The organism is Streptomyces sp. NPDC107454, assembly GCF_055582885.1.
In genome coordinates this window covers 23536-48710 of sequence record NZ_JBVJPA010000004.1, presented here as the reverse complement: position 1 = coordinate 48710, position 25175 = coordinate 23536, and the positions used below count along the sequence as shown (strand labels likewise).

Genomic DNA, 25175 nt, shown 5'->3' with positions numbered 1-25175 from the left:
GCATCGCGTACTCCGTATCAATAGACGATGCGTTCACCGAACGATACGGGGAGGGGACAGGCGTCCCTTTCAGGGGCACAGGAAGCTCCCTATAGCCGCGCCTTCACCGCCTCGCCCCCCGTCACGGCCGACAGTGGACGGGCGATGTCCTCCAGCGACCGCCGCTCCGCGTTCACCGCCAGCACCGCCGCCACCAGCCCCGCCGCGCACATCAGCCCCGCCCCGATCTGGAACGCCAGCACCGTGTCGGCCGCCTTCCCCGTTCCCGTCAGGTCGGCGAAGAGCAGCGGTCCGCTGATGCCGCCGGCCGCCGTGCCCAGCGCGTAGAAGAACGCGATCGACATCGCCCGCGTCTCCATCGGGAAGATCTCGGACACCGTGAGGTACGCGCTGGACGCTCCCGCCGACGCGAAGAAGAGGACCACACACCAACACGCCGTCAGGGTTCCCGCCGTAAGCACGCCCCAGTTGAACAACCACGCCGTGAGGAACAGCAGCAGCCCCGACAAGATGTACGTCGACGAGATCATCACCCTCCTTCCCAGCGTGTCGAACAGGTTGCCAAGGAGCAGCGGGCCCAGGAAGTTGCCCACCCCGATGAAGACGAAGTAGTAGCCGGTGTTGCCCGTCGGCACGTCGAAGAACGTCGTGAGGATGGCGCCGAAGCCGAAGGTGATCGCGTTGTACAGGAACGCCTGGCCGATGAAGAGGGAGAAGCTGAGGACGGCCCGGCGGCGGTAGTCGTGGAAGATCGTGCGGGCGATCTCGCCGAAGGTGACGCTCTTGCGCTGGTGGATCACCAGCTCGCCGGCCGGTTCGGGGAGCGGCTCGCCCTTCTCGGCCGCCACCTTGCGTTCGATGGAGGAGACGATCTCCTCGGCTTCCCGCTCCCTGCCGTGGATCAGCAGCCAGCGTGGGCTCTCCGGGACGTTCCGTCGTACGAGAAGGATGACCAGGCCCATGACCACGCCCAGCGCGAAGGTCAGTCGCCAGCCGACGTCCTTGGGCAGAAGGCCGGTGTTGAGCGCGACGATGGACAGCAGGGAACCGCCCACCGCGCCGACCCAGAAGCTGCCGTTGATGACGAGGTCGACGCGGCCCCGGTAGTACGCCGGGATGAGCTCGTCGATCGCAGAGTTGATCGCCGCGTACTCGCCGCCGATGCCGAAGCCGGTCAGGAAGCGGAAGGTGAAGAACCACCAGGGGGCGAAGGAGATCGACGTGAGCGCGGTGGCGGCCAGATAGACCGCCAGGGTGATCATGAAGAGGTTCTTGCGGCCGTAGCGGTCGGTCAGGCGGCCCCAGAAGAGGGCGCCGACGCAGGCACCGGCCACGTAGAGCGCGGCGGCGAGGCCGGTGACCTGGCTGGAGGAGATCGGCAGGCCGCTGCCCGGTTCGGAGAGGCGGCCGGCGATGTTCCCTACGACCGTGACCTCCAGGCCGTCCAGGATCCAGACCGTGCCGAGGCCGATGACGATCGTCCAGTGCCAGCGGGACCACGGGAGCCGGTCCAGACGTGCCGGGATGCGGGTGCTGATCGTCCGGCTGCCGTGTTCGTCCTTGCCCATGCCCGTAGCCGTACCCGCGCGCGCCTCCTCGGCCGGGGGTCCAGGAAAGAAGCACCCGATCGGGTGCCTCACGCACAGCGGTCCACGCCTCGGGGCCCGGTCCCGGCCCCCTGGCCGTCAAAACAGTGGGCGGGCTGTTGCAGTTGCTGACCAAGCGGGTGCTGGAGTCCGCCATCGAGGGCGAAGCACGGCAACGGCTCGCCGACTTCGACGAGAAGTGGGGCAAGCGTTACCCGTCGACCGCCGGGACCTGGGAACGGGCCTGGAGCGGGGTTAGTGCCGGTGCCACCTGGAGGTCTTGATGATGGTGGACATGTCGATGTTGTTTGTGAGATCGCCGTTGACACCGGTGAAGTTGATCAGGCCGTTGCATGCGAGGAGACAAAAGCCTGGCGTTCCAGCAGGGGGCGTCGGGGCCGACGTGACTTGGACGTTCGTGGTGGTGGAGGAGGCGTCACATTCGGTGTTGCCGTTGTAGGCGGCGGTGATGGTGTGCGTACCTGTGGTGCTGAACGTGGCGGTGTAACTGGCCTGGCCGTTGGCGTTCACGGGCACGGTGTCGAGCAGCGTGCTGTCGTCGAAGAACGTCACGCCGAGTCCGCCTGTGGGGTCGGCAGGACAGTTGACGGTCGCCTGCAGCTGCACCGGGGCTCCCACCGCGGTGGACTGCGGCGTGGCCGTCACCATGGTGCTCGATGATGCGGCCCAGGCGGGCGAGGCGAGGCCCAGTACGACGGTCAAGGCTGTGGCGACGACGAGTCGCCCTTTGCGTGGTGTGATGCGCACCGGTTCGGCTCCTTGTTCTGTTCCCCGGGCCCACGGAACGCGGGCGCAGTGGAGGTTCACGCTAGGACGGCCTTCTTGGTGTGCTGGGGAGGCGGCGCGCACAAGCTACCCGGTTGGATCAGCGGCCTGAACCGGTTGCCGGGCAGCCGAATGGGGAGTCCTGCGGGGGTCATGTCCTTCGTCAAGCCCGGGCTGGTCTTACGACAGCTGCTTCGGCAACGCGTGGGTTCGTAAAAGGCGCCGTCGCGGAGCGAAGAGCAGGCTGATGCGGTGGCGACGAGGCGGAGGAGGACCTGGCTGTGGTCTTTCCCGGGTCCGGCATCTGTCGGAGTAGGTGCGGGGGGCGGGGACCGCCAGGGAGAGAATCATGACGTCGAGGGTGCCGGTCCCGGGAGCAACGACGGTCTTGTTCGTCCAGTGCGTCGAAGACGTCGTCGACGAGCCGGGCGGCCATGCACGGGGCCATGGACCGGACGATTTCGACGAGTCTGCGGCGGCCGGGCTTTGCGTAGGGCGGCTGGGGAGCCGCAGCGTTCGAGCAGCCAGGTCATGGGCGGGTGGTCCAGGCGGGACCCAGGCCGCGTTCCACGAGGGGTGGAACTGGGTGAGCAGGCCGAGCATCCAGTTGCTGGTGCAGGTCGCCTCGGCTGCGGGGTCTTGGTCGACGTCCACCAGGACAGTCAGCTCGGCGGTGATCTCGTGGGTCACTGCCAGCGAGCGCAGCCTGTGCGGCATGGTCCGGGCGGCGAGGCGATGACCGCGGCGTCGTTCGCGTCGGTCTTCGCCTCGCCGAGGTAGAGATCGGCGATCCGTCGCATCGCCAGGCCGCGCAGCCAGGCGACCTCGCAGCCCGTGTCCCGGTCAATGGTGAGCGGGAGGGCGCCGATGGAGGCGGGCCGGTCGACGATCACCAGGACGGTGCCGAACTTGGTGGTCAGCTTGTCGAAGACGGCCTGCGGTTTCGGCTCGCCATTGGGCAGTTGCTCGTCGAGGACCTTCTTGCCGGCTGGAGTGATTCCATGGCCGTGCTGAGCGGTCCTGCCGACGTCCAAGCCGGAGGAAGACGCCCACGTCACCGATGTCGAACATCGTGCTCCCAACTGCTTCGGTGCCCTGCTGGTCAGGGAGTCGGCGACATACGCGCCGGACCGGGCGCCGGCCGGACCGACACGGGGACACCGTCATGCCGGGCCGGGATACCGGCGGCCCCGTCACGGGACCGCGGAAACATACCGGGTACAAAGGATGTCTGCGGTGGCTCCTTTCCGCCGACGTGTGTCAGATGCCGGGCGCGGTGACCCGGGTGTAGGTCAGGCCGGGGCTGGTACCGCCGGCCGTGGTGACGGTCACGGTGACCGGACCTGCGGGTCCCGCGGGCACGACCGCCGTGATCTGTGTGTTCGACACGACGGTGAACGGCACGGCCGTACCCCCGAGGGTGACGGCCGAGGCGGTGGCCAGGTTCGTGCCGCTGAGGGTGACCACGGTGCCCGCGGACGTCGGGCCGCTGCTGGGAACCAGCGCCGTCAGGGTGGGCGTGGCAACGTAGGTGAAGGCGACGGGGTTGCTCGTGCCGCCGGGCGTGGTGACCGTGATCGGTGAACTGCCCGTTCCCGGTGGGGCGGTGGCCCTGATCTGCGTCGCTGACACCACGGTGAAGGAGGCGGCGTTGGTAGAGCCGAAGGCGACGGCACTGGCGTTGAGCAGATTACTCCCGGTCAGTGTGACCACCACGCCACCGGCCACCGGGCCCTGGGCAGGGGCGGCGCTGTTGAGGACCGGAGGTGCGGCGTAGAAGAAGAAGGCGTCCGGGGCATTGCTGCCCCCCGGTGTCGTGACGGTCACCACAGCGGCACCGGAGGCTCCGGCGGGCGTCACGGCGGTGATCTGGGTAGCCGAGTTGACCGTGAATGATGTCGCCGGGACCCCGGCGAAGGTAACCGCCGTGGCTCCGGTGAATCCGGTTCCCGAAAGGGTGACGCTGGTGCCGCCCGACGTTGGACCGTTGCTGGGAGCCACACCTGTGACCACCGGCACCTGCGCTACGACGTACGTGAACGTCACCGAGTTGCTGTCGCCGGTCGGATGGACGATGGTCACCGCCACGGCGCCTGCAGCGTGGGCCGGACTCACTGTCGTGATCTGGGTGGCCGAATTGACGACAAATGAGGTGGCATTGGTGCTGCCGAACCGTACGGCGGTGGACCCCGTCATCCCGGTGCCGGTGAGGGTGACGGTGGTGCCTCCGCTGGTTGGCCCCTGTGAGGGGGCGATGGTACTGATCGTGGGGGGCATGGGGATGCTCCTAGGGCAGCCGGGGCGAAGCCTGAGGCGACGCGGATGCCGGTCCGGGCTGGGGGTATGGCCACGTCCGGGGTGCGGGTGGATGGCGGCAGTTCGCCCACCGGGGACACGGTGGGCTGAGGGCGGAAGGGGCGAGGACCCCCGCTCGCGAAGCGGTAGGTGGTTGCGGTGACCGCGTGAGGCAGGCTGCCGCCCGATCTGGGCGGCAGCCTGGATCAGGGTCAGATGCCGGGAGCCGCGACGTAGGTGAACGCGCCGACGGCCGTGTCGGATCCGGCCGGGTTGGTCACCACCACGTCGACCGCGCCAGCGGTTCCGGGCGGGGTCACCACTGAGAGCGTGGTGGAGCTGACCACGGAGAACGGTGCCACGGTGCCGCCGAAGGTGACCGACCCGGTGCTGCCGAGGTTGGTGCCGGTGATGGTCACACCTGTACCGCCGGACGTCGGCCCGGAGGCCGGTGCGACAGTGGTCACGGTGGGGACGTCCACATAGGTGTAGGACAGGCCGTTGTTCGTCCCGCCCGCAGTGGTCACGCTGACTCCGACGGAGCCCGCCGCCGCGCCGGCCGGCACAGTGACGGTGAGCTGGTTGTCGGAGACGACCGTCGGCGTGGCGCTGTTGGCGCCGAAGGACACGCTGGTGGCCGTCGCCAGCCCCGTGCCGTTGATCGTGATCGTGTTGCCGCCGGCCAGGGGGCCCGAGGTCTGCCCGAGCGAGGACTTGAACGGGGCTCCGACGTAGAAGAACGGCACCGGGTTGCTCGTGCCGCCCGGAGTTGTCACGGTCACTCCGACGGTGCCCGTACCCGAGGGCGACACGGCTGTCACGTTGGTCGGGGAGACGTTGGTGACGCTGGTGGCCGGCTTGGTGCCGAAGGTGACGGCGGTGGTGCCGGACAGGTTCGTACCGGTGATCGTCACCAGCGTGCCACCGCCGGTGGATCCCTGGTTCGGTGAAATAGGCATGACGAGACTCCTCGCTGACAGGATGGGACAGAGGACGCAGCGGAAACCGGGGAACTGCTGGGCCGACTTCGCGGAGGACCCTCTCCAAAGGACGGAGGGCGCACCCGCGCCACTTGCCAACGGAATTCCGTCATGAGGGCACAAGGAAAAACCGGCAAGCACCGCCCTTTACTGTGATCCCCGGTCTTGGGATGGGCGGCCCACCGGTTCGCTACTCCAAGTAGCCCACATGTAGACGTTTCTGACAAGACCTCAACCACGACTATCCGATGGTGGAACTGGCCTCGGCGCACGCCTGTCTACCACCGGCGCACGCCACCGGCTTCTCCGTACGCGGAGCCTGCTCGGCGACGGTCACCCCATGTCCGACGTGCTCGGGGTCCGCCTTCCAGCGGTACACCGGTCACCTGGGCGGCGTGCTGTACGCCTCGCCCCGCGTGCGAGGCACCCGCGCCGACGACTACCTGTGCCCCCTGTGCGCCGAGACCCGGGAGGCGGCCTGGGATCACTGCCATGATCACGGCTATCCACGCGGTCCGCTGTGCGGCAGATGCAACACCTTCGAGGGCAAGAGCTCCCCGCGCAACTTCCTTGAGGACAAGCAGGGGGCGGTGCTGCACCTGCTGGAGTGCCGTGGCTGCCTGGAACGGCGGACCCTGCCCGGCCGGTACCACGTCGCCGTCATTCGGAAGCATCTGGAGGCGACCGAACACCACTGCTTCCGCAGCCGCCGATGCAAGCGCCCGCCATCGGCCCGGCACAGGGAAGAGGAGCCGTCATGCCCGAGGCCGCCATCGCTTCGCCGCTCACCCCGATGCCCCGCACGCGGTGATGAGCGCCTTCAACTGTCCCCGGGCGGTGGAGGCTGGTGACACCGAAGCCGCCACCGCGTTCGCCGCCGTCGAGCCGCAGATGCCCGCGCTGCTCATACGGGTCGCGGAGCCCGTCGTCATCCCGGTCACCAACCCGCCGGACCGGGAGCAGGAGGAGGTGCCGTGTGACGACTCATGCGCGCTGTTCGAGCTGGGTCTCTGCTTCCTGAGCACCCTGCGGTCCTGGCACGAGCAGGCCGGTACCGACGCTGCCGCAGGCATCGCCCTCGCGGCGCGTAGCGCCAGGGTGGTGTTGACCAGGCGGGTGAACTCCGCTCTCTGCGGCCGCGGACAAGGGGGTGCGTGCTATAGCCCAGTCGCCGCGGGGGGCTGGTGCGGTGCGGAGGTGCGCGCGGCGGGGTACGTTCGGCCAGGCGGTGGTGCGTATCCGATCCGCACCACCGCCGTCCCTGATGCGCACTACACGCCTGTGATGCGCACCAGGTGCGCACCTGCCGACGCCTACGCCGAGCGCACGGCAGCAGCGGCACGCCGAGGCATTGGGGGATTCCCACAAAAGCCCCCTCGTCGCGGACTTCCCCTCGCTTTCGTCGCCCAGGTACTCGGGGGCGCCTTGCCCCAGCGCAAGTCACCGAAGTCAGCATCGGCCCGGCCTGCACGCGAGCGGCAGCTCCGGGGCGGCCACTCCAACAGCTGCGACACCAACGAACTGACACTGACACCTCGTCAGGAAAGTCGGCATCGGGTCAGCATCAGGCTGACTTAACCCGCCTACAGGTGGCCGGACATGGGAACGAAGCGTTGTCCGTCGATGGACTTCGCCGGGACGATGGGCCCTTCGGGAAAACGGGGTGTCGAGCGGGGGCAGCCGTGTCCCGCGAGAGGCCTGCACTGGAGCTGGAGCGCCAGGTCAGCGCACCCTTCCGCGCGGTTTCAGTGGTACGGACGGGAGTTCGGGAGCGGGCAGGGGGGCGCCGTCGTAGCCGTGTACTCAGCACTTCGTCAGCGGAGTCGGTGACGATCTGGACGTTGACGCCGTGCCGGCGGTGCTTGGCGGAGTAGTCGGCACGGCTGTCGCCGACGCGGTCGGACTCGACGAGCGTCCCGTCCGGCAGGACGAAGCCCGGATCGTGCTCGCGCAGCGTTGTGAGAAGGCCCGGTGCGCGATCGGCGAGCAGTCCGGTGACGGCGGTGACGTAGGCGTGGGCGGTGCCGACGGATATCCCGAAACCCGCCGCGATGCGGGAGAGGGAGTCGTGGTGGCGCAGGTACACAAGAGCGACGAGCGCACGCCGGTGCGGCGGCGGTTTGCACCGCCGGTCACCCTCACGGGTGACGATGAGCATCGTGACCCACTCGACCAGGGCGTGCGGGAGGTCGAGTGCGGCAGGATACGGAACCAACAGGGCTCCTGTGCCGATGGGTTGAGACTTCGAACACCTCCCTCAACAGCATGGGAGCCCTGTGCGTTGCGAACCCCTCCCTCGCCCCGGCTCGTCACCCGATCAGTGGCCACGCTGAAAAAGCTCACTGCCGGACCCCGACGGAAGGATGTGACCGGGCAGGCGGAGAAATCCTCGCCCAGAACCTTCCGCCTCGCCCGCCACCGACCCTGGACCTACGTGATCACCAGCGCGGTTGAACGACTGAAAGCCCTGCTGAACCCCGGCTGACCAGCCGCGACGCCCACCCCGACGAGCAGACCCGCCCCGGGCCCGTGGAACCCGGCGCCCACCCGACGCGACAGCCGGGCCATCGGCATGCCCACCAATACCCTTGACAAGCCGAAACGCTCCACCCGACGAACCGATGGACCGTCATGAAAGGTCGAGGCTAGTGGTCGTTGAGGTAATAGTGCGTGGACTCGCCATATCCATGGTAGAGCGGCCCCAGCCAGATCGTGACCCCGATTTCCTTGTTCTCAGGGAGGTTGTACGCGCCCCCCTGTGAAGCTCTGGCGGAGACGCACGATCCCTCCCCGCCCGAGGCGATGAGTGGGTAGGCCGAGACCCAGCTGCCGGGGCTCGCCTCGTAGATGATTTCGACGTGGGGAGTGCGCCCGTCGGCGTTCGTGTCGCAGAGTGAGACGACGTCGCCGTTCTCAGCGATGTAGACCGTGCCGCCCTTGCCGGCGTCCGAGGTGGTCCACGTGTGGTCCCAACCTCCCGCGGGCGGGTCAACAGTTGCTGACGCCGACGACGCGGTAGCGAGTACCCCACTGGCGGCGATAACGGTGGTTGCGGCCAAGGCCGCGATCCTGTGATGCATCTTTTCCCTCTCCCCGCTCGCTCGGCCAGTCCGGCGAGCGGTAGTGACCGTACGTCATCCAAGCTGATGGTGGACATATTTTCGATCAACTTTCTCGCGTGGTGTCGCGAGGCCAGCCCCCACCGGCCTCAAGCGCCCACCAGGCAGAGAGCTCACCCCGACCCAGCACACCGTCAACCGGGCCCTCGCCCAAGCCAGGGCTCCAGTGAGCGCGCCATGGCACGGCTGAAGTCCTGGCAGATCTTCCGCGGGTCCCGGATCATCCCCGACCGCATGACCGTCATCGCCAAAGCCGTCCTCACCCTGGAGGGACAACACTGAATACCCGTTCCCACAGGTCATCAGGCACAAGATCATCTGACACCTGCAGAACTCTGCCGCCCTGAGACCCAACTGCCAAGCCCCACAAGCGAACTCATTCCGAAATGATCAGTGAGCAACTCGACTCCACACAACTCGGGTCAGTCCGCGCCCTCTACCGAACCCGGAGCGGTTCAGCGCGCCTACCCCGCAGGAGAGAACATCGTCGGATGGTTGGAAGCGCGACCTGGCAGAGGCATACCGCTGGGCCTTCCACACTCGGCCGTGCCTGACCTACACCCCTCCCGCAGGCGGGAATGGGGGACATGATCCGCCATGCGGAAGACAGGTGGGACGCGTCTCTTCCACCCGAGGAGCACGGCGGCTTCTTCCTTCGAGTCGGCGACCACGTCTCACGTATGGCCGACACACTCGCTGCAGCCGAACACACGGCCATCAACGGCAGCCGCATCGAGGCCGCATGGTCACTCGCCCGCCGCGCCGTTCGCGACACCTGCTGTCTTCTCGCCATGGACCGCGACACGGTGGATCAGATCATCGAGGACGTGGCCGATTCCTTGCGCGGCATGTCGAGGTCGGAAGACCGAGCCTCTCCCCTCCTCCCGCCACCGCTACAGCGAGGCGGCTCACATCCCGGCAAGAAAGCACGCGGCCCCGACCTCACGGAGAACCTGCTGTGCCTCCGCCCGAACTGTCACGTCCTTTTGGATTTCAATGCCGGAGCGTACGTCCTGACCGACGACCTCACGGTCGCCGACACCGTTACGGACCGCCTACAAGCCCAACTCAAACGCCACCAGTGGCAGTAGCTCAATTCCAACCACGTGCGCCACCACCGCCGCCACTGGACGAGCCGCAACCCCGCACCTCTCACGGCCCTGCCCTCGGAACAGCAAAGCAACTGAGACCGCTGGTCGGGTCCTCCTCCCAAGATCCGGACCATACCCGGGCCAACGTCTGCCCATATCCCGCCACAGAGCACATTTATGATGGTCAGAGCCATGCAGACGGTGTACCACCAAGAGACCAAGAACCTGCCGGCTGCCGTTCACCCGCCCTGAAGCAGAGCCTGGCTTGCCGACAAGCCTCTTCCGAGACCCATCCCTGCAGCCACACCCTCCCCATAGCGGTCCGCCCAAGGGGTGAGTACGGCAGCAGCGGCACGCCCGGGGCATTGGGGGATTCCCACAAAAGCCCCCTCGTCACGGGCTTCTCCTCCCCTTCGTCACCCAGGCCCTTGGGGACGCCTTGCCCCAGCACAAGCCACCGAAGCCGGCATCGGCCCGGCCTGCACGCGAGCGGTAGATCCGGGGCAGGCGCTCGAACAGCTGCGACACCAACGCAATGACGCTGACGCCTCGTCAGGAAAGTCGGCCTTGGGTCAGCATCAGGCCGACTAAACCCGCCTGCAGATGGCCGGACATGAGAACGCAAGGCTGTCCGTCGATGAACTTCGCAGGAGCGATCGACCTCTCGGGGAAACGGGGTGTCGAGCGGGGGCAGCCGCGTCCCGCGAGAGGCCTGTACTGGAGCTTCAACCCCAGGTCAGCGCACCCTTCCGCGCGGTTTCAGTGGCACGGACGGGAGTTCGGGAGCGGGCAGGGGGGCGCCGTCGTAGCCGTGTACTTCACCGAAGCGAGTGCCCTCCATCCAGTCCTTGCGGCCCTCTTCGATGTCCTGCTGGGAACGGCCGATGAAGTTCCACCACATGACCAGCTCCTCCTCGAACGGCTCGCCGCCCAGGAGCATGAGGGACGCGTCCGACTCGGCGCGCAGGGGGAGTTCGGTGCGACCGCAGCCGAGGTAGAGCATGGAGCCCGGGAGCACCGGTACGCCGTCGACGTGCGCCTCGCCGGACATGGACAGGACGGCGTACTCGAAGTCGGGCTCCAGCGGCAGGCGTACGTCGGTGCCGCTCGCGAGGGACAGGTCGGCGCCGACGATCGGGGTGTACGTCGTGCCGGGCGAGGTCGTGCCGTCGACGGTGCCCAGGATGAGCGTGGCCTTGAGGCCGGCGGCCGTGACGAGCGGCAGTTCGGCGTGGTGCTCGAAGTGCGGGTCGGTGTGGCGGTGGCTGTCGGGAAGGGCGACCCACAGTTGCGCGCCGTGCAGGAAGCGGGCGTGCGACTTGGGGCTCTCCTCGGAGTGACTGATGGCCCTTCCGGACGTCATGAGGCCCAGTTCGCGCGGGCGGATCGTCTGCAGGCTGCCCGTGGAGTCGCGGTGCAGCACCTCGCCCTCGTGGAGCCAGCTGACGGTCTGGAGTCCCATGTGCGGGTGCGGCGGGACCTGCATACCGGGCTCGTCGGCGATGTCGTCGGGCCCGTAGTGATCGACGAAGCACCACGCGCCGATCATGCGGCGGCCCAAGTTGGGCAGCAGGCGGCGGACTTCGGTGGACTCGCCGAGCTTGACCCGACGGGGACTGAGGAGTTCACGCACCGGCTCGGCCACCACGAAACCGCGGCCACCGCACAGCGCGGGAACTGCCTCGCGATCAAGATTGCTCATGGGCCACAACCTAGCCCCGTCGGGGACCGTCCGTCAGGCCCTCCTCCCTCCGCTGGGCTCCCCCGGACTCCCCCAGGCTCCCCCGGACGGGGGTACTCGGGCGGGAGTCGGTGCGGTCCCAGGGCTACGAGCGGAGGTCGGCAGGGCGTCGGGCGGGGACAGCGCGAAATAGTAGCCATGGACATAGTAGCCATGTATAGTTTTTCTCATGAGTTCGACATCCGAGCACGCGACCCCCGGCTTTCTCGTCTGGCGCCTGTCCACGAAGTGGCGCGTGGCCGTCGATCGGGCGGTCGCGCCACTGGGTCTGACCCACGCCCAGTACTCGCTGGTCGCGTCGCTGTACGGGATGCACAGGGCCGGGCGGCGGCCGAGTCAGCGTCAGCTCGCCGATCACACCGGACTCGAACCGCTCTACGTATCGAAGCTGGCCCGCGCCCTGGAGGCGGCCGGTGTCGTCGACCGGACGCGCGATCCCGCCGATCCGCGTGCGATCCAGCTGTCACTCACGGAGGACGGACGCGAGGTCGCACGGCGCGCGATCGAGGTGGTCCAGGGGCTGCTGGAGCAGCTCCTCGAACCGCTCGGCGGGCTCGGCGGCGAGCGCACGAAGGCGTTCAGCCGCGAGCTGGCGACCCTGCTCGACGTATCACTCGACGTATCGCCCACCGCGCCGACCGATGCATCTCTCGGCACACATCTCCCTTCACATCCTGACAAGGAGCAGCCATGAGCAATCCCACTCCCCCGGTCGGCGGCCAGGTCGTAGGACTGGCCCACTATGCGAGCCGAGCGGCCCTGGAGGCCGCGTTGGCCCGTATCGGAAGCACCTTCAACCAGTCGGTGGCCCTGCGGGCCGTCTCGGACCAGGGCGGCGCCGTCGAGCGCGACCGGCTCGTGGGCCGGCTGACCGAGGCACTGAAGATCGAGGAGTCGGTGGCCGAGGAGACCATCACGGAGATGACGGCCCTGAAGCTACTGACGGAGACGGACACCCCGCTGGTGTCGATCACCGAGCACGGCCGTGAGGTGTTCGAGGAGATCCGCACGGCCGGGAACGAGATCGCGGCCCGGCTGTACGCGGGCATACCGGCCGAGGACCTGGCGACGGTAGGGCGCGTGCTGACCCTGGTGACCGAGCGGGCCAACGCGGAGCTGGCCGGCGGATGACGCCCACGGGCCGAGGTGGTGGAATATTCAACCATCGGGTGAGGTTCTGGCACGCGAAGGAGGTCAGCAGTGGACACGAAGTACTACGACCAGGGGACGGCCGCGGAGCGCTGGGAGCGGGCGCAGCTGTTCTTCGACGCCAAGGACTACGCCGGTGCGGCGCGCGTTCTGGGCGGCCTTGTGAGCGAGGTGCCGGAGCAGACCGGACCGCGGCTGCTGCTGGCCCGCGCGTACTACCACTCGGCCCAACTGCACCGCGCCGAGACCGAGTTGCGCGCGCTTGTCGAGCGTGACCCGGTGGAGCACTACGCCCGGCTGATGCTGGGGCGCACGCTCCAGCGCCAGGGGCGTCACGACGAGGCCGAATCGCACCTGCGCATCGCCTCCGCGCTCGCGGGTGACTTCGAGCAGGTGTGACCGCAACTGGGGGGGCGACCGCCCGCCGAGGGCGTGAACGTCTCGCGAGGGCATGAACGTCGCCCGAGGGCGTGAACGTCCCCGAGAGCAGGACGAAGAGGCCGGGTGCCGGAGCGCCGTGGCTGGTCATCGAGGTGACCGGCCACAGCCACGGCACCCGGCCTCTGCCCTGTCACGCCACGCGCGGCTCCATCAGCCGTGCCAGCAGGTCGTCCAGGCTGACCAGCCCGGTCAGCCGCCCCGTGTCGTCGCGTACGACGGCGAGGGAGGCGCGGTGCAGGCGGAGCTGTTCGACGGCGTGGGCGACCGTGTCGTGCGGTGACAGCTCCGGGACCGGGCGGGCCAGGTCGCGGGCGACCGCGGCCCGGCCCTGCGCCCGGGCGACCAGGGCGTCACGGGCGTGCACCGAGCCGAGGACCGTGACACCGTCGCGGACCAGCAGGCGGGTGCGGTCGCTGTCCCCGGCGACGCCCAGTACGGCGTCGATCGCCGCGTCGGCGGGGACCGAGGTGATCCGGTCGGCCGGGATCTGGAGGTCCCCGACCGGGTGCTGCGGTTCGGTCAGGGAGCTGGTGATCAGCTCGGAGTCCTCCTTGCTGATCAGCCCGAGCCGCTCCGACTCCTCGACGAGGTGGGTGAGTTGCTCACGGTTGTGGACCGAGGCCAGCTCGTCGCGCGGAGTGACCCGGCAGAGCCGGACCAGCGCGTTGCTCACCTTGTTCAGCCCCACGATCAACGGACGCACCGCCCGGGTCAGGGCCCGGAAGGGTGGTGTGAGCAGCATGGCGGAACGCTCGGGGTGCGCGATGGCCCAGGACTTGGGGGCCATCTCGCCGACCACCATGTGCAGGAAGACGACGACGAACATCGCGAGCGCGAAGGACACGCCGTAGCTCAGGCCGCTGGGCAGGCCCGCCTTGTGGAGCAACGGGTCGAGTTCGTGCGAGATCGCGGGCTTGGACACCGAGCCCAGGCCCAGCGTGCACACGGTGATGCCCAGTTGGGCACCCGCGAGCATCAGTGACAGCTCGCGCATTCCGGCCAGTGCCGCCCTGGCCCCGCGTTGCCCGGCCGCCGCGGCCTGTTCCAGCCGATGCCGCTTGGCGGCGACCAACGCGAACTCGGCGGCCACGAAGAACCCGCTGCCGATCAGCAGCAGTACGGTCACGAAGAGCGCCATCGGGAAACTCATGCCTGCTCCTCCGCACTGTCCACACGGTGGATGCGGTGGACACGGCCCGTGCCGCCCACACCGTCCACACTGTCCACACCATCCGTACGGTCCGTACGGTCCGTCGTCGGCAGGCGTTCCAGGCGGACCCGATCCGGTACGTGCCGGTCCAGGGCCTGTACGTCGATCAAGACGCGGCCCTCGTCGGACAGTTCGACGATGACGCGGTCCGCGATGGCGGGGAAGCGGCCGAGGCGGTCGACGATCAGCCCCGCCACCGTGTCGTAGTCGTCCTCCTCGGGCAGGTCGATGCCGGTCGCCTCGGCGACCTCGTCCAGTCGGCGGCCGGCGTCGACGAGCCAGCCCTCGCCGTCGGCGACCGCGATCTCCTTGACCGTGTCGGTCTCGTCCGCGATGTCACCGACGAGCTCCTCGGCGATGTCCTCGTAGGTGACGATGCCCGCCACGCCCCCGTGCTCGTCGAGGACGACGGCGAATTCGTCGTCGTAGGCCCGCATCTGTGCCACGGCCTCGGGCAGCGGCAGGGTGTCGGGCAGCAGCAGCGGTCGGCGGCCCAGCGCGCCGGCCGTCGTGCGGGTGAGCCGGTCGGCGGGCAGCCGCATCAGCTCGCGCACGCCCAGGACGGCGGTGATGTCGTCCGGGTGGTCACCGAGGACGGGGTAGTTCGAGTGTCCGTGTTCGGCGATCAGCTGGACGGCCTCCGTGGCCGTCGCGTCCTTGCGGACGAAGACGGCGTCGGCGCGCGGCACCATCACCTCGTCGAGGGTGCGGTCGGAGAACTCCAGGGCGTGGTCGAGGAGATCCGCGGTTTCGCGCGGCAGCTGCCCGTGCTGGTGCGACTCGCCGATGAGATGGCCGAGTTCCTCCAGGGTCGCGCCGTGGTGGAGTTCCTCGACGGGCTCGATGCCGACCTTGCGCAGCAGCTTGTTGGCGGCGCCGTCGAAAAGCCGTACGACCGGGCCGACGACCCTCAGATACGCGAGCGTGGAGCCCGCCAGGGCCTTCGCGAGGCGCTCCGGGACGGCCAGGGCCAGGTTCTTTGGAGCCAGTTCGCCCAGCACCATCTGGAGCACGGTCGCGCACACGAAGGCCAGCACCACCGAGATGCCGGTGACCGCGCCGTCCGGGATGCCGATCCCGGTGAGGACGGGGTCGAGGAGGGCGGACACGGACGGCTCGGCGAGGAAGCCGACGACCAGACCGGTCACGGTGATGCCCAGCTGGGCGCCCGACAGCATGAAGGACAGCCGCTCCAGCACCTTCAGGGCGCGGGTGGCCCGTCGGTCGCCCGCTGCCGCTTCCCGCGCGAGCGCGAGGCGGTCGGCGGCGACGTACGCGAACTCCTGGGCGACGAAGTAGCCGGTGCCGGCGGTCAGGACGAGGACGGCCAGCAGGCCGAGTGTGGCACTCATCGAACACCACCCCGCTGTGTGCCGCGATCAAGAGAAATCAGGCGGGGTGGTTCGGGACTGTGTCCCGGGGGGTCCGTCGGTCTGGCGGACAAGGAAGCGCTCCTCTGAGTAGGTCTGTTCCTGGGAAACGATTCTGTTCGCAAACGGGTTCCCATGCCACCGACATTATTTCTACATCTCTGTAGAAACCCCGGGGAGGGGTGCGGTGGCGGAGCTACAGAGGAGTGGTGGCCGCGCTACAGCGGCGTGGCCGCGTGCAGGATCAGGACCATCGTCACGGCCGAGTTCGCCGACGACATCGCGGAGACGAGGGTGCCGACCGCGGCGCCCCAGGCGGCCAGCCCCACGGATGTGAACACGGACGGCCAGCTGCGGGCCGCCGGCGCGGGGCGCAGCAGGGCGGCGACCCGGCGCGGCACAGGACCCGCGGACGCGAATCCGGCGAAGCCGGTGAACGAGGCGAACGACGGCGCCGGGCCCCCGCCCGACAGCAGGGCCGCCTTGCCGATCGCCCGCGCCACCACCGTGCGGTTGCCCACCGACCGGGCCGCGTCCTCGTCCGCCCACCGCTCCGTGGTGTAGACGACGGTCGTACGAAGGGGCCGCAGGAACGGATTGGCGCGCGCCGCGAGTCGTACGGCGAGCAGGTGGCGGTGGTGAGCGGCCGCCAGGTGGGCCCGCTCGTGCGCGAACAGGGCACGGCGCTCGGGCGAGGTGAGGCCGCGCAGCAGGGCCGTGGTGACCACCACGCGGTCGCGGCGTCCGCCGGGGAGAGCGTAGGCGTAGGGCTTCTCCTCGGGGAGTACGACCACGGAACGGCTGGGCAGTGCGGCGAGCGCCCGCCGCGCGCGCTGGGCGACCCGGTGGTGGCGCCACAGGGTGCGCGCGCAGACCGCGAGGACCAGGACCAGGGCCGGGATCGCCGCCTTGCCCGCGATCTCGTCGTGCGGGACGGCGGCGCGGACCTCCGCGTCGGACCAGCCGTCCGGGAGCGGGTTGCCGGGCAGCTGCGCGGTCCCGACGACCATCAGCAGGGCCAGGCAGAGTGTGCTGCACAAGGCCATGACGGTGGCGACCGCCGTCAGCAGCCGGGTGGCCGTACGCGGATGCAGACGCAGTTCGGCGAGGCGTGCCACCGGCCAGGCACTGAGTGGAAGGACGAGCGGCAGAAAGACGAAGACCCCCATGAGACGTCAGTCTTCCGTACTGTCGGGCACCCCGTCGGCCCCACCCACCACATCGGCCCCGCCCGTCGCACCAGCCCCGTCCGTCGCGTGGGCCGTCTCCAGGAGTGCGCGCAGGACCTGTTCGTCGTCCGGCGGCAGCGCGGTGACGAAGCTGGCGAGGACGGCCTCGCGGTCGCTCTCGCCGTCGAGAAGCCGGCGCATCTTGAGGGCGGCCAGGCCCGCGACGTCGGCGGTGGGCCGCCACACGAAGGAGCGTCCGCGTCGTTCGCGGGCCACCGCGTCCTTGGCGAGCAGCCGGGTCAGGATGGTGACGACGGTGGTGTAGGCGAGGTCGCCGCCGAGTCGTTCCTGCACCCAGGCGGCGGTCACCGGGGCCTCCGCCTCGCGCAGCGCACCGAGCACCTGGCTCTCCAACTCGCCCTGCCCGCGGCGCCTGGAAGTCCGGTGCGGGTCCTCGCGGTCGCGCTGCGCCATGTCCGTCTCCCTCCGGCGTTCCCCTACCCGATCACGCTACCTGGCCTCCCTGGGTGCGCTTGCCACTGCGGTACGCCATCTCGCCGAGCACGACGTCCACGGCGACGAACACCGCGAGCGGGATGCCGAGGAGCGGGACGAAGTAGCCGAGCACGGCGACGGCCGCCATGAGCGGGACGAGGATCTGCGGCGGGACCTGCTGCCAGGCCCCGCGCGGGACGGGGCGGCCGAACGCGGAGGCACGGCCGCGCTGCCACCACATGCGGTAGCCCCACAGGATCAGCAGGACCAGGCAGAGCGCGAGGGCCATCAGGGCGATCTGGTTGACGAGGCCGAAGAGAACGCCGCTGTGGGCGTCGATGCCCCAGCGCGTCAGTTTGGCGAGCAGCGGGTAGTCGGCGAAGTGGAGTTCGTCGGTGACCTTGCCCGTCGTCGGGTCCACGGCGACGGAGTCCTGCTTCTCGGGCCAGCTGCGCTGGACCTGCTTGACCACGTACGCGGTGGAGGCGTCGGCGGGTACGACGATCTCGACGGGGTCGCCGAGGCCCTCCGCGCGGGCGGCCGCGAGGATCTTGTCGAGGTCCTGGGGCGTGGTCGAGGCCGTGGTGCCCCCGGACCCCATACCGGTGTGGCCCGCGTGCTCGCCGCCGGCCGCCACCGACGCGGACACCGAGGGGGTCGCCTGGCCGAGCGAGGTCCTGAGTTCGTCGATGTTGGCGCCGGCGTAGGTCGACCAGGTGAGCCCGGTCGCCGACAGGAAGAAGAACCCGGCCGCCGCCCACACACCGACGGTGCCGTGCAGCCCGAGGGTGCGACGGCGCCCGGACGTGCCCCGCACCTTGCGCTGGGATCGCCGCCGGCCGAACCACAGCACCAACCCGCCGGCCGCGATGACCCACAGCCAGCTCGCGGCGAGTTCGCTGTAGAGCCGTCCGTTCTCGCCGAGGTGCAGGTCACGGTGGAGTTCGTCGATCCAGGTGCGCAACGGGAGAGCGCCGGTGGCGCCGTACTGCTCCAGCGATCCGCGCACCTTCGCGGTGTACGGGTCGACGAACACCGCGAGCGTGTGCCCCTCGCCGACGCCGGGAACGCCGGAGAGCAGCACCCTGGTCGTCGCGTCCGCCTCCGGCGACGGTCGTACGGCGGAGACCGTGCCCTGCGGGTGGGCCTTGCGGGCGGCGGCCACCTGCTGGGACAGCGGCAGCTTGTCGTTGCCGACCGGGACGGTCAGCTCATGCGCGTACACGATCTTCTCGGCCTGGTACGAGGCGGCGTACAGGAAACCGGTCAGGGCAGCGACCAGCAGGAACGGGGCGACGAGTACGCCCGCGTAGAAGTGCAGGCGCAGGATCAGGGGGCGCAGGGCCGCCCTTCTGGTGGGGACAGGGGCGACGGGTTTGGGGGACTCGTCCGTCGTGGTCGTGGGAGCGGTGGACATGGGCGGTCTTCTCCGGTCGGACGGTGAGGGGAATGCGGGCAGAGGCGGGGACAGGAGTAGGGGCGGGGACGGGGATGGACTCGGGTCGTGGGCCGAGGAGTTGGACTCCCGGCCCGGAGTGGTCCTTGGTGGTCCAGAAGTCGGGGCGCGGAGGCGTCGAGTTCCCGGGGCGCCGTGTGGCCTGAGTCACACATACAGGTGTGCGGTGACCCGGCAGCCGCCCCTGGCGCCGCCTCGCTTGGCGCGATCGGTCTTGGCATCCTGGCGCGATGGCATCCGAACGAGACCCCAGCGCCTCCCGCCCCCTGAGCGAGCTGGTCGAGGAACTCCTCGACCATGAAGGCCCGTTGCCCATCGTCGCCGCCGGGGACCCGGTGCTGCGCCGCCCCGCCGAGCCCTTCGCCGGCCAGCTCGACCCGGGGCTCCTGACCCGCTTCGTCGCCGCGCTGCGCGCCACCATGCACGCGGCGCCGGGCGTCGGTCTCGCGGCACCGCAGGTCGGCGTGCCCCTGCGGATCGCGGTCATCGAGGATCCGGCGCCGGTCTCCGAGGAGGTGCGGGGGGTGCGCGGGCGGGTGCCGCAGCCGTTCCGGGTACTGGTGAATCCGTCGTACGAGGGGGTGGGCGCGGAACGAGCCGCGTTCTACGAGGGGTGTCTGAGCATGCCGGGGTGGCAGGCCGTGGTGGCCCGGCACGCCGAGGTGCGGCTGACGGCTCTGGACGAGCGGGGCCGGGCGATCGACGAGGTGTTCACGGGGTGGCCCGCGCGGATCGTCCAGCACGAGACGGATCACCTGGACGGCATGCTCTACCTCGACCGTGCCGAGTTGCGCTCGCTGTCTTCCAACCAGGTGATGGCGGAGCGCTGGACGCAGCCGACGCCTGCGGAGGCCGCCGCCGCACTGGGCTTCGCCCTGCCCGACTGAGGGTGCGCGCGCCGGGCCCTGGGGCGAAGGGTGTCCGGCGACGGGAGTGAGGGGTGCCGCGGAGCGGTCGGCTCCGACGGTCCGGGCACGACGGACCTGCCGGAGACGGGACGCCCTCCGGGCCGACGCCACACGCAACCGGCCAGGACGTCGGCGACCGGCCCCGGAAAGCCCGGCTCCGAACCGGTCCGGAGCCCGAACGGGACCGGACCGGGGCCCGGACGGCGCGGGCGTGCAGCCGCCGAGGCTCGGACGGCCGCCGTCGGCCCATCGATCCCAGGCTCCCGAAGCCCCATACCCGGGGCCGAACCACCGAGCCCCGAACGGCCGGCCCCAGCCGGTCAACCTCAGCCGCCCGAACCCGAAACCGCCGGGGATCGCAACCTCCGCCGTGCCCGGCCGAACCCCGGCCGCCCCCCAACGACCGGGCCCAACCGTCGATCCCGGACGACCGCTCCCCAACACGGTCGAACCCCGAATCGACCGAACCCTGAAGCCACGAACCCCAAGGTCGCCGCCGGAACCCAAGTGCCGCCAGAACCCAAGTGGCGGACGCCGAACGGGTGAATGCGGCCCGTCGGTCCCGGAGGGCCGGGGCCCACGCCCGCGCGCTCGACCCGCCGACGTGCCAACGGCCGGTGCCGGCCCGTCGATCTCAGACGGCCGTACCCGAACGACCGGCGTCGGCTACGCGTCCCGGTACTTCTCCAGCAGCCGCAGCCACACCTCGCTCACCGTCGGGTACGACGGGACCGCGTGCCACAGGCGGCTGATCGGGACCTCGCCGGCGATGGCGATCGTCGCCGAGTGGATCAGTTCGCCCACGCCGGGGCCGACCAGGGTGAGGCCCACCAGGATCTCGCGGTTGATGTCGACGACCATGCGGGCCTTGCCGCGGTAGCCGTCCGCGTACAGGCCCGCGCCGGCCACCGAGGACATGTCGACGTCGACGGCGCGGACGCGCAGGCCCGCGCGCTCGGCCTCGGCGAGGGAGAGGCCGACGGCCGCGGCCTCCGGGTCGGTGAAGACGACCTGGGGTACGGCCCCGTGGTCGGCGGTCGCCGAGTGCGCGCCCCAGGGATCGGTCTCCAGGAGGGGCACCCCGGCGGCACGGGCGGCGATGGCGGCGCCCGCGATCCGGGCCTGGTACTTGCCCTGGTGGGTGAGGAGCGCGCGGTGGTTCACGTCGCCGACCGCGTACAGCCAGTTGCTGCCGGTGACCCGCAGGCTGTCGTCGACGTCGAGCCAGGAGCCCGGTTCGAGGCCGACCGTGTCGAGGCCGAGGTCGTCGGTGTGGGGCACACGCCCGGTGGCGAAGAGGATCTCGTCGGCCTCGATGCGGTCGCCGGTGTCGGTGAGGGCCACCACGGTGGAGCCCTCGCGCGTCACCGCGGTCACCGAGGTGCCGGTGCGGACGTCCACGCCCGCCTCCTTCAGCGACTCGGCGACCAGCTCACCGGCGAAGGGCTCCATGCGGGGCAACAGTCCCTTGCCGCGGACGAGGACGGTGACCTGGGAACCGAACGCCTGCCAGGCCGTGGCCATCTCGACGGCGACGACACCGCCCCCCACCACGATGAGCCGGCCCGGCACCTCGTGCGCGCTGGTGGCCTCACGGCTGGTCCAGGGCCGGACCTGGTCGAGCCCCGGCAGGTCGGGGAGCAGGGCGCGGGTGCCGGTACAGACGGCGACCGCGTGCCGGGCCGTGAGCACCTGCCGCTCGCCGTCGGGTCCGTCGACGGTCACCGTGCGCGGCCCGGCGAGGCGCCCGTGTCCGCGGTACAGGACGGTGCCGATGCCGTCCAGCCAGCCGACCTGTCCGTCGTCCTTCCAGTGGGAGGTGTAGTAGTCGCGGTGGGCGAGGACCGCGGGGACGTCGAGGGGGCCCTGCACCGCCTGGCTGAGGCCGGGCACGTGGCGGGCGTCGGCGCGGGCGAGGACCGGGCGCAAGAGAGCCTTGCTGGGCATGCAGGCCCAGTACGAGCACTCGCCGCCGACCAGTTCGTTCTCCACGACCGCGGTGGAGAGGCCGGCCGCGCGGGCGCGGTCGGCGACGTTCTCCCCCACGGGCCCGGCCCCGAGCACCACGACGTCGTACACGATGGATTCCGTTTCCGTCATGGGCCCAGTCTGGTTGTTGGTGTGCCCGGAGGCCACACGGGTACGTGCGCGGAATACGCCGCCCAGGAGTGGCGTTGTGCACACCGGCTTCGCACAGAGGCCCGAGGCCCGACATCAGGAAGAGGTAGCCACGCCATGAGCAGCACGATGGAGCTGACCAAGGAGAACTTCGACCAGACGGTCACGGACAACGAGTTCGTCCTGATCGACTTCTGGGCCTCCTGGTGCGGGCCGTGCCGTCAGTTCGCCCCGGTCTACGAGAAGGCCGCGGAGGCCAACCCCGACCTGGTGTTCGCGAAGGTCGACACGGAGGCGCAGCCCGAGCTGGCCGCCGCCTTCGACATCCAGTCGATCCCGACGCTGATGATCGTCCGCGACCAGGTCGCGATCTTCGCCCAGCCCGGGGCACTGCCCGAGGCCGCCCTGACGGACGTCATCGGACAGGCCCGGAAGCTGGACATGGACGAGGTCCGCAAGTCCATCGCGGAGCAGCAGGCCAAGCAGGCCAAGCAGGCTCCGCAGGGCGAGTAGGTCCACCGGGCCGCAGGGCAAAGAGATCCACCGGGCCCGCAGGGCGAGTAGACCCCGCGCAACCCCTCGGTCAGAACGGGTACGGCGCCACATCTCCTCGCACCGTCGTCCAGCGCACGTCGGTGAAGGCCTCCAGGTTGGCCTCACCGCCGAAGCGGGCGCCGGTGCCGGAGGCGGCGATGCCGCCGAAGGGGGCCACGGCCTCGTCGTTGACGGTCTGGTCGTTGATGTGGGCGATCCCGGTCGGGATGCGCTCGGCCAGATCCAGGCCGCGCGTGGTGTCCCGGGTGACGATGCCCAGGGAGAGGCCGTAGGGTCCGGCGGCGGCGAGGGCCACGGCCTCGTCGGCGTCCGCGAACGATCGTACGGGCGCTACTGGGCCGAAGACCTCCTCGGCGTACGCGGGCGTCGTGTCGTCGACTCCCGCGAGGACCGTCGGACGGTAGAAGAGCCCCTCGTGCGTGCCGCCGGCTGCGAGCTTCGCGCCGCGCGCCGTGCTGGACTCCACCAGCCCCTGGATCTTGGCGAGTTGAACGCTGTCGATGATGGGTCCGAGGTGCACCTGCTCACGGTGCGGGTCGCCGACGGCGAGCGAGTCGGCCTTGGCGGCGAGCCGCTCGACGTACTCCTCGTAGAGGGAGGCGTGCACCAGGTGGCGGCCCGTCGTCATGCAGATCTGGCCCTGGTGGAAGAACGAGCCCCACGCGGCCGTGGAGATCACCGCGTCGATGTCGGCGTCCTCCAGGACGATCAGCGCCGAGTTGCCGCCCAACTCCAGGTGGGCGCGCTTGAGGAGGCGGCCCGCCGCCTCGCCCACCGCGCGTCCGGCGGCGGTCGAGCCGGTGAAGGAGATCACCGGTATGTTCGGGTCGGCGACCAGCGCCCGGCCCGCTTCCGGACCGCCGGGCAGAACGTGCAGCAGGCCCTCCGGGAGCCCCGCCTCGGCGAAGACGGCGGCGAGCGCGAGTCCGCCGCAGACAGCGGTGCGCGGGTCCGGCTTCAGGACGACGGCGTTGCCGAGCGCGAGCGCCGGGGCCACCGAGCGGATCGAGAGGATCAGCGGGGCGTTGAACGGGGAGATCACGCCCACCACACCGACCGGGACACGTCGGGTGTAGGACAGACGCGGCGCCTCGGAGGGGAGGATCTGACCGCTGGGGCGGGAGGCGAGGGCGGCGGCCTCGTAGCACTCCTGGGCCGCGACGTGCAGTTCGAAGTCGGCCTTGCCCGGGATCGAGCCGGACTCGCGCACGATCCATTCGCGCAGTTCGTCGGCGTGGGCGGCGAACAGGTCGCCGGCCCTGCGCAGTACGGCGGCACGCACGAAGTGCGGTGCCTTCGCCCACTCGGCCTGGGCGGCTCGGGCGTCCCGCGCGACCGTGGCGACATCCTCGGCGGCGGCGAGCGTGACCGTGGCCAGCGTCTCGCCGGTGGCGGGTTCGGTGACGGCGTACTCACCGCCCGCCAGGGTGCGGGACTGCCAGGTCCTGGGGTCGAGCAGCGGCATGTCGGCTCTCCGATCGTTCACTGTTCACCGCCGGGACTCATGGTCCCAGCGGCAGTCCCGTGTAGTTCGCGGCCAGTTCGGCGGCCGCGTGGCGGGATGCCGTGATCCGGCGCAGCCGGGCGAGCTGGATCCGGTGGTCGAAGACATCCCCATTTGGTTGAGCGTGCAACATCCTAGTCATGTCGTACGAGAAGCGGGTGGCCTGCCACACCCGCTCGAGGCACAAGTCCGAGTAGTGGTCGAGAAGTTGGGTCGATCCCGTGCGATGCGACTCGATGAGTCCGCGGGCCAGTACCCGAACGTCGGAGACGGCGAGGTTGAGCCCCTTGGCCCCGGTGGGCGGCACGATGTGCGCGGCGTCCCCCGCGAGGAAGAGCCGGCCGTGACTCATCGGCTCGTGGACGTAACTCCGCATCGGCGTGACCGACTTGGAGGAGACGGGGCCGCGTTCCAGACGCCAGTCGCCGTCGACCGCGAAGCGCGCGGCGAGTTCGTCCCAGACGCGCTCGTCGGGCCAGTCGGCGACGTCGGTACCGTTCGGGACCTGTAAGTACAGCCGGGACACGGTCGGCGAGCGCATGCTGTGCAGAGCGAAGCCGCCGGCACCGCGCGCGTAGATCAACTCCTCTCCCGAGGGCGGCACATCGGCGAGGATCCCGAGCCAGGAGTACGGGTAGTCGTGCGCGTACGTGCGGCTCCGGGCGGCGGGAAAGGCGTTGCGGGAGATGCCGTGGTAGCCGTCGCAGCCCGCCACGTAGGCACAGCTCAGGGCCTGTTCACGGCCCTCCCGCACAAAACGCACGACCGGCGCGTGACTCTCCGGGCGCTCGACCGCGAGGGCCTCGGCCTCGAACAACAGCGGTGGCCCGGCGGCGAGTTGGAGGGCGACCAGGTCCCTCACGATCTCCGTCTGGGCATAGATCGTGACGGTACGGCCACCGGTCAGGGCGGGAAAGTCGATGTGGTGGCGCTCGCGGTCGAAGCGCAGCTCGATGCCGTGGTGGATCAGGCCCTCGGCGTCCAGCCGGTCGGCGGCTCCGCACGCGCGCAGGGCGTCGACCGTGCCCTGCTCCAGCATCCCGGCGCGCTGGCGGTGCTCGACGTGGGCGCGCGACCTGCTCTCCAGCACGGCGCACTCGATGCCCTCGCGGTGCAGCAGCCGGGCCAGCAGGAGCCCGGCGGGACCGCCGCCGATGATGCCGACCGTGGTCCGCATGGCGCGCCTCCCGTACCTGATCAGC

The 25175-nt window shown here is 70.1% G+C and carries 22 protein-coding genes and 3 pseudogenes; 9 read left to right on the top strand and 16 right to left on the bottom strand.

The window, feature by feature from the left end; translation table 11 throughout:
• Positions 1-89: 89 nt before the first annotated feature.
• A complete protein-coding gene (locus ACZ69M_RS10390) occupies positions 90-1568 on the bottom strand; it encodes an MFS transporter (RefSeq protein ID WP_470048486.1) in 1479 nt (492 codons plus the stop codon).
• A 125-nt stretch (positions 1569-1693) separates the two neighbouring features.
• Here ACZ69M_RS10390 and ACZ69M_RS10385 point away from each other — a divergent pair, with 125 nt between their 5' ends.
• On the top strand, positions 1694-1870 hold the full coding sequence (locus tag ACZ69M_RS10385) for a hypothetical protein (protein ID WP_470048484.1): 177 nt from the start codon (positions 1694-1696) through the stop codon (positions 1868-1870).
• On the opposite strand, the gene ACZ69M_RS10380 is transcribed toward ACZ69M_RS10385, so the two are convergent.
• The 4 genes and pseudogenes from ACZ69M_RS10380 to ACZ69M_RS10365 form a co-directional block, all read right to left on the bottom strand.
• The gene (locus ACZ69M_RS10380; protein ID WP_470048482.1) at positions 1842-2354 is read right to left on the bottom strand and encodes an Ig-like domain-containing protein; all 513 of its coding nucleotides are present in this window, start codon (positions 2352-2354) and stop codon (positions 1842-1844) included. The two genes, ACZ69M_RS10385 and ACZ69M_RS10380, sit on opposite strands and share 29 nt — an antisense overlap.
• Positions 2355-2675: 321 nt before the next feature.
• A pseudogene (locus tag ACZ69M_RS10375) lies at positions 2676-3443 on the bottom strand (IS110 family transposase); the annotation flags it as partial.
• Positions 3444-3632: 189 nt separating this feature from the next.
• Entirely contained in the window at positions 3633-4649 is a 1017-nt protein-coding gene (locus ACZ69M_RS10370) for an IPT/TIG domain-containing protein (protein WP_470048481.1), read from the bottom strand.
• A 230-nt stretch (positions 4650-4879) separates the two neighbouring features.
• Entirely contained in the window at positions 4880-5626 is a 747-nt protein-coding gene (locus ACZ69M_RS10365) for an IPT/TIG domain-containing protein (protein WP_470048479.1), read from the bottom strand.
• Between the two features lie 269 nt (positions 5627-5895).
• Here ACZ69M_RS10365 and ACZ69M_RS10360 point away from each other — a divergent pair, with 269 nt between their 5' ends.
• Entirely contained in the window at positions 5896-6498 is a 603-nt protein-coding gene (locus ACZ69M_RS10360) for an endonuclease domain-containing protein (protein ID WP_470048477.1), read from the top strand.
• A 953-nt stretch (positions 6499-7451) separates the two neighbouring features.
• On the opposite strand, the pseudogene ACZ69M_RS10355 reads toward ACZ69M_RS10360, so the two are convergent.
• Both ACZ69M_RS10355 and ACZ69M_RS10350 read right to left on the bottom strand, forming a co-directional pair.
• Positions 7452-7862 (bottom strand): annotated as a pseudogene (locus ACZ69M_RS10355) (helix-turn-helix domain-containing protein); the annotation flags it as partial.
• 430 nt (positions 7863-8292) lie between these two features.
• Positions 8293-8727: a hypothetical protein gene (locus tag ACZ69M_RS10350; RefSeq protein ID WP_470048475.1), complete on the bottom strand. Its 435-nt coding sequence runs from the start codon at positions 8725-8727 to the stop codon at positions 8293-8295.
• A gap of 121 nt (positions 8728-8848) precedes the next feature.
• Here ACZ69M_RS10350 and ACZ69M_RS10345 point away from each other — a divergent pair.
• Positions 8849-9048: pseudogene (locus ACZ69M_RS10345) on the top strand (transposase family protein); the annotation flags it as partial.
• A gap of 305 nt (positions 9049-9353) precedes the next feature.
• On the top strand, positions 9354-9857 hold the full coding sequence (locus ACZ69M_RS10340) for a hypothetical protein (RefSeq protein ID WP_470048473.1): 504 nt from the start codon (positions 9354-9356) through the stop codon (positions 9855-9857).
• Positions 9858-10593: 736 nt separating this feature from the next.
• Here ACZ69M_RS10340 and ACZ69M_RS10335 read toward each other — a convergent pair.
• Entirely contained in the window at positions 10594-11559 is a 966-nt protein-coding gene (locus tag ACZ69M_RS10335; RefSeq protein WP_470048471.1) for a pirin family protein, read from the bottom strand.
• A gap of 208 nt (positions 11560-11767) precedes the next feature.
• On the opposite strand from ACZ69M_RS10335, the gene ACZ69M_RS10330 reads away from it, so the two are divergent.
• The 3 genes from ACZ69M_RS10330 (at position 11768) to ACZ69M_RS10320 (ending at position 13146) form a co-directional block, all read left to right on the top strand.
• Positions 11768-12292 (top strand): MarR family winged helix-turn-helix transcriptional regulator, encoded by a 525-nt coding sequence (locus ACZ69M_RS10330; RefSeq protein WP_470048469.1) that lies wholly within the window; start codon positions 11768-11770, stop codon positions 12290-12292.
• A complete protein-coding gene (locus tag ACZ69M_RS10325; protein WP_470048467.1) occupies positions 12289-12729 on the top strand; it encodes a MarR family transcriptional regulator in 441 nt (146 codons plus the stop codon). Before ACZ69M_RS10330 ends, ACZ69M_RS10325 begins: the two co-directional genes overlap by 4 nt.
• A gap of 69 nt (positions 12730-12798) precedes the next feature.
• A complete protein-coding gene (locus ACZ69M_RS10320) occupies positions 12799-13146 on the top strand; it encodes a tetratricopeptide repeat protein (protein WP_470048465.1) in 348 nt (115 codons plus the stop codon).
• Between the two features lie 172 nt (positions 13147-13318).
• Here the strand turns inward: ACZ69M_RS10320 and ACZ69M_RS10315 are convergent, their stop codons facing one another.
• From ACZ69M_RS10315 to ACZ69M_RS10295, 5 genes are all read right to left on the bottom strand, one after another.
• Complete coding sequence (locus tag ACZ69M_RS10315; RefSeq protein WP_470048464.1) at positions 13319-14338, bottom strand: hemolysin family protein; 1020 nt, start codon at positions 14336-14338, stop codon at positions 13319-13321.
• The gene (locus ACZ69M_RS10310; RefSeq protein ID WP_470048462.1) at positions 14335-15750 is read right to left on the bottom strand and encodes a hemolysin family protein; all 1416 of its coding nucleotides are present in this window, start codon (positions 15748-15750) and stop codon (positions 14335-14337) included. Before ACZ69M_RS10310 ends, ACZ69M_RS10315 begins: the two co-directional genes overlap by 4 nt.
• Before the next feature lie 236 nt (positions 15751-15986).
• Positions 15987-16937 (bottom strand): M48 family metalloprotease, encoded by a 951-nt coding sequence (locus ACZ69M_RS10305; protein WP_470048460.1) that lies wholly within the window; start codon positions 16935-16937, stop codon positions 15987-15989.
• Between the two features lie 6 nt (positions 16938-16943).
• Positions 16944-17411, bottom strand: coding sequence for a BlaI/MecI/CopY family transcriptional regulator (locus ACZ69M_RS10300; protein ID WP_470048458.1), 468 nt, complete (start codon positions 17409-17411; stop codon positions 16944-16946).
• 31 nt (positions 17412-17442) lie between these two features.
• On the bottom strand, positions 17443-18849 hold the full coding sequence (locus ACZ69M_RS10295; RefSeq protein ID WP_470048456.1) for a PepSY-associated TM helix domain-containing protein: 1407 nt from the start codon (positions 18847-18849) through the stop codon (positions 17443-17445).
• Positions 18850-19118: 269 nt separating this feature from the next.
• On the opposite strand from ACZ69M_RS10295, the gene ACZ69M_RS10290 reads away from it, so the two are divergent.
• A complete protein-coding gene (locus ACZ69M_RS10290; RefSeq protein WP_470048454.1) occupies positions 19119-19775 on the top strand; it encodes a peptide deformylase in 657 nt (218 codons plus the stop codon).
• A 687-nt stretch (positions 19776-20462) separates the two neighbouring features.
• On the opposite strand, the gene ACZ69M_RS10285 is transcribed toward ACZ69M_RS10290, so the two are convergent.
• A complete protein-coding gene (locus ACZ69M_RS10285; protein ID WP_470048452.1) occupies positions 20463-21896 on the bottom strand; it encodes a dihydrolipoyl dehydrogenase family protein in 1434 nt (477 codons plus the stop codon).
• 135 nt (positions 21897-22031) lie between these two features.
• Here ACZ69M_RS10285 and trxA point away from each other — a divergent pair, with 135 nt between their 5' ends.
• Positions 22032-22427 carry a thioredoxin gene (gene trxA, locus ACZ69M_RS10280; RefSeq protein WP_470048450.1) on the top strand — a complete coding sequence of 132 codons (396 nt, stop codon included), beginning with the start codon at positions 22032-22034 and terminating at the stop codon, positions 22425-22427.
• A gap of 70 nt (positions 22428-22497) precedes the next feature.
• On the opposite strand, the gene ACZ69M_RS10275 is transcribed toward trxA, so the two are convergent.
• Positions 22498-23934, bottom strand: a complete 1437-nt coding sequence (locus ACZ69M_RS10275; RefSeq protein WP_470048448.1) for a benzaldehyde dehydrogenase — start codon at positions 23932-23934, stop codon at positions 22498-22500.
• Between the two features lie 37 nt (positions 23935-23971).
• Complete coding sequence (locus ACZ69M_RS10270; RefSeq protein WP_470048446.1) at positions 23972-25150, bottom strand: 4-hydroxybenzoate 3-monooxygenase; 1179 nt, start codon at positions 25148-25150, stop codon at positions 23972-23974.
• Between the last annotated feature and the right edge of the window lie 25 nt (positions 25151-25175).

Excerpts from the sequence above, each read along its gene's own strand:
- ACZ69M_RS10390 (WP_470048486.1), bottom strand. The coding sequence starts at position 1,568 with ATGGGCAAGGACGAACACGGCAGCCGGACGATCAGCACCCGCATCCCG.
- ACZ69M_RS10370 (WP_470048481.1), bottom strand. The coding sequence starts at position 4,649 with ATGCCCCCCACGATCAGTACCATCGCCCCCTCACAGGGGCCAACCAGC.
- ACZ69M_RS10365 (WP_470048479.1), bottom strand. The coding sequence starts at position 5,626 with ATGCCTATTTCACCGAACCAGGGATCCACCGGCGGTGGCACGCTGGTG.
- ACZ69M_RS10360 (WP_470048477.1), top strand. The coding sequence starts at position 5,896 with ATGGTGGAACTGGCCTCGGCGCACGCCTGTCTACCACCGGCGCACGCC.
- ACZ69M_RS10350 (WP_470048475.1), bottom strand. The coding sequence starts at position 8,727 with ATGCATCACAGGATCGCGGCCTTGGCCGCAACCACCGTTATCGCCGCC.
- ACZ69M_RS10340 (WP_470048473.1), top strand. The coding sequence starts at position 9,354 with ATGATCCGCCATGCGGAAGACAGGTGGGACGCGTCTCTTCCACCCGAG.
- ACZ69M_RS10335 (WP_470048471.1), bottom strand. The coding sequence starts at position 11,559 with ATGAGCAATCTTGATCGCGAGGCAGTTCCCGCGCTGTGCGGTGGCCGC.
- ACZ69M_RS10330 (WP_470048469.1), top strand. The coding sequence starts at position 11,768 with ATGAGTTCGACATCCGAGCACGCGACCCCCGGCTTTCTCGTCTGGCGC.
- ACZ69M_RS10325 (WP_470048467.1), top strand. The coding sequence starts at position 12,289 with ATGAGCAATCCCACTCCCCCGGTCGGCGGCCAGGTCGTAGGACTGGCC.
- ACZ69M_RS10315 (WP_470048464.1), bottom strand. The coding sequence starts at position 14,338 with ATGAGTTTCCCGATGGCGCTCTTCGTGACCGTACTGCTGCTGATCGGC.
- ACZ69M_RS10310 (WP_470048462.1), bottom strand. The coding sequence starts at position 15,750 with ATGAGTGCCACACTCGGCCTGCTGGCCGTCCTCGTCCTGACCGCCGGC.
- ACZ69M_RS10305 (WP_470048460.1), bottom strand. The coding sequence starts at position 16,937 with ATGGGGGTCTTCGTCTTTCTGCCGCTCGTCCTTCCACTCAGTGCCTGG.
- ACZ69M_RS10300 (WP_470048458.1), bottom strand. The coding sequence starts at position 17,411 with ATGGCGCAGCGCGACCGCGAGGACCCGCACCGGACTTCCAGGCGCCGC.
- ACZ69M_RS10295 (WP_470048456.1), bottom strand. The coding sequence starts at position 18,849 with ATGTCCACCGCTCCCACGACCACGACGGACGAGTCCCCCAAACCCGTC.
- ACZ69M_RS10290 (WP_470048454.1), top strand. The coding sequence starts at position 19,119 with ATGGCATCCGAACGAGACCCCAGCGCCTCCCGCCCCCTGAGCGAGCTG.
- ACZ69M_RS10285 (WP_470048452.1), bottom strand. The coding sequence starts at position 21,896 with ATGACGGAAACGGAATCCATCGTGTACGACGTCGTGGTGCTCGGGGCC.
- trxA (WP_470048450.1), top strand. The coding sequence starts at position 22,032 with ATGAGCAGCACGATGGAGCTGACCAAGGAGAACTTCGACCAGACGGTC.
- ACZ69M_RS10275 (WP_470048448.1), bottom strand. The coding sequence starts at position 23,934 with ATGCCGCTGCTCGACCCCAGGACCTGGCAGTCCCGCACCCTGGCGGGC.
- ACZ69M_RS10270 (WP_470048446.1), bottom strand. The coding sequence starts at position 25,150 with ATGCGGACCACGGTCGGCATCATCGGCGGCGGTCCCGCCGGGCTCCTG.